At 69.0% G+C, this 6,880-nt stretch carries 10 protein-coding genes; all 10 read right to left on the bottom strand.

Annotated features, from left to right (window positions below; genetic code table 11):
* Positions 1-548: non-canonical purine NTP pyrophosphatase (locus QK444_RS29750; protein ID WP_282785439.1), on the bottom strand; the 548-nt coding region annotated here is incomplete at its 3' end.
* Positions 545-1,312 carry a ribonuclease PH gene (rph, locus tag QK444_RS29745; RefSeq protein WP_282785438.1) on the bottom strand — a complete coding sequence of 256 codons (768 nt, stop codon included), beginning with the start codon at positions 1,310-1,312 and terminating at the stop codon, positions 545-547. The genes rph and QK444_RS29750, both read right to left, overlap by 4 nt.
* A 41-nt stretch (positions 1,313-1,353) precedes the next feature.
* On the bottom strand, positions 1,354-2,118 hold the full coding sequence (locus tag QK444_RS29740) for a cyclic nucleotide-degrading phosphodiesterase (RefSeq protein ID WP_282785437.1): 765 nt from the start codon (positions 2,116-2,118) through the stop codon (positions 1,354-1,356).
* Positions 2,119-2,186: 68 nt separating this feature from the next.
* The gene (locus QK444_RS29735) at positions 2,187-2,891 is read right to left on the bottom strand and encodes a rhomboid family intramembrane serine protease (RefSeq protein ID WP_282785436.1); all 705 of its coding nucleotides are present in this window, start codon (positions 2,889-2,891) and stop codon (positions 2,187-2,189) included.
* Between the two features lie 46 nt (positions 2,892-2,937).
* Entirely contained in the window at positions 2,938-3,900 is a 963-nt protein-coding gene (locus QK444_RS29730) for a cysteine synthase (protein WP_282785435.1), read from the bottom strand.
* Between the two features lie 4 nt (positions 3,901-3,904).
* Positions 3,905-4,180, bottom strand: a complete 276-nt coding sequence (locus QK444_RS29725) for a MoaD/ThiS family protein (protein WP_282785434.1) — start codon at positions 4,178-4,180, stop codon at positions 3,905-3,907.
* A 47-nt stretch (positions 4,181-4,227) separates the two neighbouring features.
* Complete coding sequence (locus QK444_RS29720) at positions 4,228-4,653, bottom strand: M67 family metallopeptidase (RefSeq protein ID WP_282785433.1); 426 nt, start codon at positions 4,651-4,653, stop codon at positions 4,228-4,230.
* Positions 4,654-4,738: 85 nt separating this feature from the next.
* On the bottom strand, positions 4,739-5,803 hold the full coding sequence (locus tag QK444_RS29715) for a P1 family peptidase (protein ID WP_282785432.1): 1,065 nt from the start codon (positions 5,801-5,803) through the stop codon (positions 4,739-4,741).
* Positions 5,804-5,829: 26 nt separating this feature from the next.
* Positions 5,830-6,399: a DUF2017 domain-containing protein gene (locus QK444_RS29710; RefSeq protein ID WP_282785431.1), complete on the bottom strand. Its 570-nt coding sequence runs from the start codon at positions 6,397-6,399 to the stop codon at positions 5,830-5,832.
* Between the two features lie 22 nt (positions 6,400-6,421).
* Positions 6,422-6,778 (bottom strand): ATP-dependent Clp protease adapter ClpS, encoded by a 357-nt coding sequence (gene clpS, locus QK444_RS29705; RefSeq protein WP_029926511.1) that lies wholly within the window; start codon positions 6,776-6,778, stop codon positions 6,422-6,424.
* Positions 6,779-6,880: the final 102 nt, after the last annotated feature.

Raw genomic sequence — 6,880 nt, 5'->3', positions numbered from 1 at the left:
GAGGCGGCGTCCTTCTCGGCGGGCGTGAGCTCGGCCGCGCTCACCGTACCGCCGTCCGGGACGAACAGCGGATCGTAGCCGAAACCACCGTCGCCCAGCGGCTTCCGGTTGATGACGCCGGGCCACTCGCCGCGCACCACCTCTTCGACGCCGTCGGCGACCAGGGCGCAGGCGGAGACGAAGCGCGCGCCGCGGCGCTCGTCGGGGACGTCGCCGAGCTGGGCCAGCAGCAGCCGGTTGTTGGCCTCGTCATCACCGTGCACACCGGACCAGCGTGCCGACAGCACACCCGGCATACCGTTCAGCGCGTCCACGGCGATACCGGAATCGTCCGCGACACAGGGCAATCCGGTGGCGGCGAAACCGTCGCGGGCCTTGGCGAGGGCGTTCTCCTCGAAGGTCGCGCCGGTCTCGGGAGCCTCGTCGTAGGGCGACACGTCGTTCAGGCCGACGATCTCGATGCCCGCGATACCCGCCTCGTCGAGAATGCGGCGCAGCTCCGCGAGCTTCTTGGCATTGCGGCTGGCGACCAGCACGCGGCGGCTCACTTCTTCTTCTCCCCCGGCTCCGGCAGCACACCCGGATACGGCAGCGCGAGCGCCTCCTTCTGGATGGCGAAGATCTGCTCACAGCCCGCCAGCGCGGCATCGAGCAGCTTGTCGAGGGTGGAGCGCGGGAAGGTCGCGCCCTCACCGGTGCCCTGGATCTCGACCAGGGTGCCGGTATCGGTCGCCACCACGTTCATATCGACCTCGGCGCGCGAATCCTCCTCGTACGGCAGGTCCAGCCGCACCCGGCCGTCCACCACACCGACGCTCACCGCGGCGATGGCGCACGAGATGGGCTGCGGATCGGTGAGCTGACCGGCCGCCGCCAGATAGGTGACGGCATCGGAGAGCGCCACGTACGCGCCGGTGATGGCGGCGGTGCGGGTGCCGCCGTCGGCCTGCAGCACATCGCAGTCGATGGCGATGGTGTTCTCACCGATGGTGGACAGGTCGATGCAGGCGCGCAGCGAGCGGCCGATGAGGCGGGAGATCTCCTGGGTGCGGCCGCCGACCTTGCCCTTGACCGATTCCCGGCCGCTGCGGGTGTGGGTGGCGGCGGGCAGCATGGCGTACTCGGCGGTCAGCCAGCCCAGGCCGGAATCGCGCCGCCACGGGGGCACGCCGTCGGTGACACTCGCGGTGCACATCACCCGCGTCTGACCGAACTCCACCAGCACCGATCCCGCCGGATGCGTGGTGAATCCCCGGGTGATGCGTACGTCGCGGAGCTCGTCGTCCGCCCTGCCATCGGCTCGTTTCGACACGGACACAGCCTAGTGCGCGGCGGACTCGGTGACCCAGTGGGTCAGATGTCGAAGGTCTCGCCGGGCGATACGGCGTGGACGGGGCCGGTGAAGACGGCCTTGGCCTCGGCGATCACGTCTTCGCGGGAGGTCCACGGGGGGATGTGGGTGAGGAGCAGTTCGCCGACGCCCGCCTCGGCGGCGATCATGCCCGCCTCGGTACCCGAAAGGTGAATGCCGGGTGGGCGATTGGCCGGATCGTGAGTCCAGGACGCCTCGGAGAGCAGGACGTCCGCACCGCGGGCCAGCTCGTACACCTCGTCGCAGAGGGCGGTGTCACCGGTGTAGACGAGGGTGCGCCCGGTGGCGGTGGTGATGCGCAGACCGTAGGACTCCGGCGGATGGAACATGCGGCGGGCCTCGACGGTGTGGCCGGGGCCGAAGGCGATGGGCGCGCCGACCGACCACTGCCGCATATCGATGACATCGGACCAGTCGTCGCATTCACCGCCGATTTCGGCGGAGGCGTTGCCGATCCGCAGCGAGGTGTCCGACGGCCCGTACACGACCGCCTTGCCGGACGGCGGATTGGGGTGATACCGGCGCCACACCAGCAGCCCGGGCAGATCCAGACAATGGTCGGCGTGCAGATGCGTGAGGAAGATGTCGACCTCACCCGGATCCAGATACTTCTGCAGCGCGCCCAGCACACCCGGACCGAAATCGATAACGGTGGGCGTCATATCCGGGCCGGTGAGCAGATATCCCGACGCCGGCGAATCCGGGCCGGACACGCTACCCGAACACCCGACGACTGTGAGGCGCATTCCCCCATGCTGCCACGCTGCTGTCTCATTCAAGGAGGGATCCCCCATATCGCCGACCGGATCCGCTGTCACCCCGACGACGCGAGACGGCCGGCGTTAGCCCCGCGACGATGACGACGTGCATCACCAGAGAGTACCCACCCGGCAACCAGGCCACCCATCGCCCCGAAAAGATGCCCTTGCCAAGAGATTCCGTCCTGTCCCGGCAGCACTCCCAACAGGATGGACCCGTACAGCAACCCCACCACCAGACCGATCACGATCTGGGTGGCGTTCCGGGCGAAGAAGCCCCGGGAAATCAGATAGGTGAGCCAGCCGAACACCAGCACCGAAGCGCCGATGTGCACCGAATTCACCTCCCCGGTGAGCCAGGTGCCGAATCCACCGATCACCCAGATGATGGCCGTCGCCGCCAAGCCGCGCCCGATTCCGCTGAGCAGCGTGAGCAGACCGAGCACCAGCACCGGCACCGTATTGCCGAAGAGGTGTTCCCAATTGGCGTGCAGTACGGGCGCGAACAGAATGCCGGCCAGGCCCTCGTCGGTGCGCGGGCGCACACCCTCGTAATCGAGATTGTGCCCCGTTACCGAATCCACGCCCTCTACCCCGTAGAGAAACGCGGTAAACGCAAGAATTATCGCAATGGCGCGCTGCCACAACAGCTTCAGCGCCGTGGATCCCCGCGTGCTGGTCTCGGGGTTGGTCAGCTGTCCGCGCAGTCGTCCGATCCGGTCCGGATCGAACGACGCACCCATGCCGGCACCGCCGCTCATGGCACGACCTCCTAGAACGCTCGTATCTCCGAGCGTACCGGGCGCACTAGGCCCAGAGCTGACCGTCGAGCCGCTCCTCCGCCTCCTCGAGGGTGCCGTCGTACGCGCCGGTGGACAGGTACTTCCATCCGGCGTCGGCCACCACGAAGGCGATATCGGCGCGCTTGCCCGCCTGCAGCGCCTTGCGGCCGACGCCGAGCGCGGCGTGCAGGATCGCGCCGGTGGAGATGCCCGCGAAGATGCCCTCCTCCAGCACCAGCTCCCGGGTGCGGCGCACCGCGTCGTAGGGGCCGACCGAGAAACGGGAGGTGAGCACGGACTCGTCGTAGAGTTCGGGCACGAAGCCCTCGTCGAGGTTGCGCAGCCCGTAGACCAGTTCGCCGTAGCGCGGTTCGGCGGCGACGATATCGATCTCGGGCAGCTTCTCGCGCAGGAAGCGGCCGGTGCCCATGAGGGTGCCGGTGGTGCCCAGACCCGCCACGAAATGCGTGATCTCGGGCAGGTCGGCCAGGATCTCCGGGCCGGTGGTCTCGTAGTGCGCCAGCGCGTTGGCCGGATTGCCGTACTGGTAGAGCATCACCCAGTCCGGGTGTTCGGCGGCGATCTGCTTGGCCCGCGCCACCGCCTGATTGGAGCCGCCCGCCGCCGGGGAGTCGATGATCTCCGCGCCGAATATGGTGAGCAGCTGCCGCCGCTCCACCGAGGTGTTCTCCGGCATCACGCACACCAGCCGGTAGCCCTTGAGCTTGGCCGCCATGGCCAGCGAGATCCCCGTATTGCCGCTGGTGGGCTCGAGGATCGTGCAGCCGGGGGTGAGCCTGCCCTCGGCCTCGGCCTGCTCGATCATCCGCAACGCCGGACGGTCCTTGATGGACCCGGTCGGATTGCGGTCCTCGAGCTTGGCCCACAGCCGCACGTGGTCGTCGCCGTCCCAGCGCGGGGACAGGTTCTTCAGCCCGACCAGCGGAGTGTTGCCGAGGGTCTCGATCAGCGACTCGAAGCGTGCCACGGTATTACGCGCCGCCCGCGACGGCCGGGAGGATGGTGACGGTGCCGCCGTCGGTGACCTCGGCCGCGAGCCCGCCCTCGAAGCGCACGTCCTCGTCGTCGACGTAGATGTTGACGAAGCGGTTCAGCTTGCCGTCGGAGAGCAGCCGATCCTTCAGTCCCGGGTAGTTCGATTCCAGATCGTCGATGACCGCGGCCAGGGTCGAGCCCTCGGCCTGCACCCGCTTCTCGCCCTTGGTGATGGGCCGCATGATGGTGGGGATGGACACGGTGACCGGCATGGGTGCTCCTTGCTCGTTTCCTGCTGGCGTGGTCGCGCGGGGAGTGCTCAGGCGTCCACCGCGTAGTCGGCGACGACCCGGACCGGCTCCTCGGTGACCTGGCCGTCGATGATGCGGTAGCTGCGCAGTTCGTGCTGTTCGGGGTCGCGGGTGGAGACCAGCACGTAGTGGGCGTCGGGTTCGGAGGCGAACGAGACGTCGGTGCGGCTCGGGTAGGCCTCGGTGGCGGTGTGCGAATGGTAGATGACCACGGGCGCCTCGTCGCGGTCGTCCATCTCGCGCCACACCCGCAGCTGTTCGGCGGAATCGAACCGGTAGAAGGTGGGCGAGCGCTCGGCGTTGATCATGGCGATGAACCGCTCGGGACGATCGGAACCCTCCGGACCGGCGATGACACCGCACGCCTCATCCGGGTGATCGGCGCGCGCGTGCGCCACCATCTTGTCGACGAGGTCGGCCTTGATCACCAGCACTGTCGCATTCCTTCCGCTCACCGGCCCTCAACAGTCGAGAATATGCGGCTATTCCCGACGAACCGGAACCGGGAGGCGCGGGCGGTCAGCCCGGGAACAGGTCGGCATAGGCCGGAACGCCCGCGACGGCGGTGGCGCTGCGGATGGCGTCGACCACCGCGCGCTCGACGCAGACGGCGGCGGCCGTGCAGAGCTGATCCAGGATCAGCAGTTCCGCCGCGAAGGCGGGCGGCAGGCGAATGCCCTGGTCGGCGGCCTGCACGGTACCGGTGGCGACGGCGAACAGGGTATCGCCGTCCAGTGGGGAGTGGACCGGGCGGATGGCGCGGGCCAGCCCGTCGTGACCGGTGGTGGCCAGGCGGCGGCAGGCGGCCGGGCCGAGGTCGGCGTCGGTGGCCACCACGCCGATGGTGGTATTGAGCACAGTGCCCTTCACCGGCAGCGCGTTGGCGGCGGCGAGCTGTTCGGCGGTGGCGGGCCGCAGGCCGAAATAGTCGGGACCGTCCGTGCCCGCACCCCACGGCAATCCGGTGCGCGGGTCGAAGACCGAACCCACCGGATTGGCGACCACGAGTGCGCCCACGGTGACCCCGGCGGCCGGTCCGTCGGTGAAACGCACACTGGCGGTGCCGATTCCGCCCTTGATCGACCCGGCCCGCGCGCCGACGCCCGCACCCACCGACCCGCGCGCGAAATCCACGGCGGCCGCCTCGGCGGCCAGGAAGCCGAAGTCGGCGGTGGGCCGAATATTCCACGCCCCCACCGGAAGATCGAAGATCACCGCGCTCGGCACGATCGGCACCACCCGGCTCGGATCGGCGGGATCCATCGGAATGCCCTCGCCCCGTTCCTCGAGCCAGCGCATCACGCCGTCGGCGGCGGCCAGACCGTAGGCGCTGCCGCCGGTCAGCAGTATCGCGTTGGCCTGGCGCACGGTATTCGACGGATCGAGCAGATCGGTTTCCCGGGTACCGGGACCGCCGCCGCGCACGTCCACGGCCGCGACCGCACCGCCCGGCGCGCGCACCACGGTGCAGCCGGTCGCCGCACCGGAGCCGAGCGTGGCATCGGCGTCGAGCACATGGTGGTGCCCGACCAGCAGGCCGGTCACATCGGTGAGCGAATCGCGCGGTCCAGCAGCCGTGTTCACGCAGCCCACGCTAGCGGTGCCCGCGGTCAGGGAGCCAGGGCCTGTAGCAGCGAATCCTGCATCCAGGTCAGCCAGTGGTAGACATCCAGGTGCGGGGCCCGGGGATCGTCCGGGTCCAGCATGTCGGGCGTGTCGGCGTCGATGCCGAGGGCGGTGCCGAGGGCGAGCCGAATGTCGTTGAGGGAGGTCAGCCAGGCGTCGGCCTGCTCGGGCGAAAGGTTGATCTTCCCGCCCTGGGCCGGAACGGTGTCGAGGACCACCTGTCCGGCCGTGACCTTGGCCTCGATGATGTCGGGTTCGTGCAGGCTGCGCAGCGCGCTGTTGAGGTCGGCGCGGTCGGCGTCGGGAGAACCGGGTTCGGGGCGGTGGAAGTCGGGCAGCAGGCGGCGCAGCCGGGGATCGTCCGGCGGGGCAGCATTGCCCATCTGTAGCCCGGTGAGGGCCGCGAGATCGTCCTCGGGGGCCTCACCCGCCCGGTCGGTCAGCAACCCGGTGACCGCGCCGACGAGGGAACGCAACACCTCCGCCTCGTGGGCGTCCATTTCCGAGCGTAGTTTCGGCCCGCTCAGGGAGTTCTTCCTGCTCCACTTCCGCACGGGCCTACCGTAGTCGTCCGGATCAGTCGTCACGCTGCATGGTCGCCCACAGTCCGGCCGCGTGCAGGCGCTGTACGTCGTGTTCCATCTTGTCCCGCGACCCGGAGGACACCACGGCCTTGCCCTCGTTGTGCACCTTGAGCATCAACTCGGTTGCCTTGCCTTTGCTGTAGCCGAACAGCTTCTGGAAGATGTAGGTGACGTAGTGCATGAGATTGACCGGATCGTCCCAGACCACGGTCACCCACGGCCGGTCCTCGGCCTCCAGGATCTCGGTGTACTCGACCGCCTCGGGGGTCGCCTGCGCCGCCGACAATGTCAGGTTCGCGCCGACCGGACCGGCGGCGATCCGGACAGCGTCTTCTATGCACAGACCCATAACACCCAGGGTACGACTTGACCCCGGAGAAACAACAGACGCCGCGGCTGTGTTCGATTGCCCTCCGCTGCGCTCCGGGCGGGTTCGCGGCGCTGGAAGTCT

Source organism: Nocardia sp. CC201C, assembly GCF_030010695.1.
Classification (GTDB): domain Bacteria; phylum Actinomycetota; class Actinomycetes; order Mycobacteriales; family Mycobacteriaceae; genus Nocardia; species Nocardia otitidiscaviarum.
The sequence above is the reverse complement of the archived record's forward strand: the minus strand, read 5'-3'. Positions and strand labels throughout refer to the sequence as shown.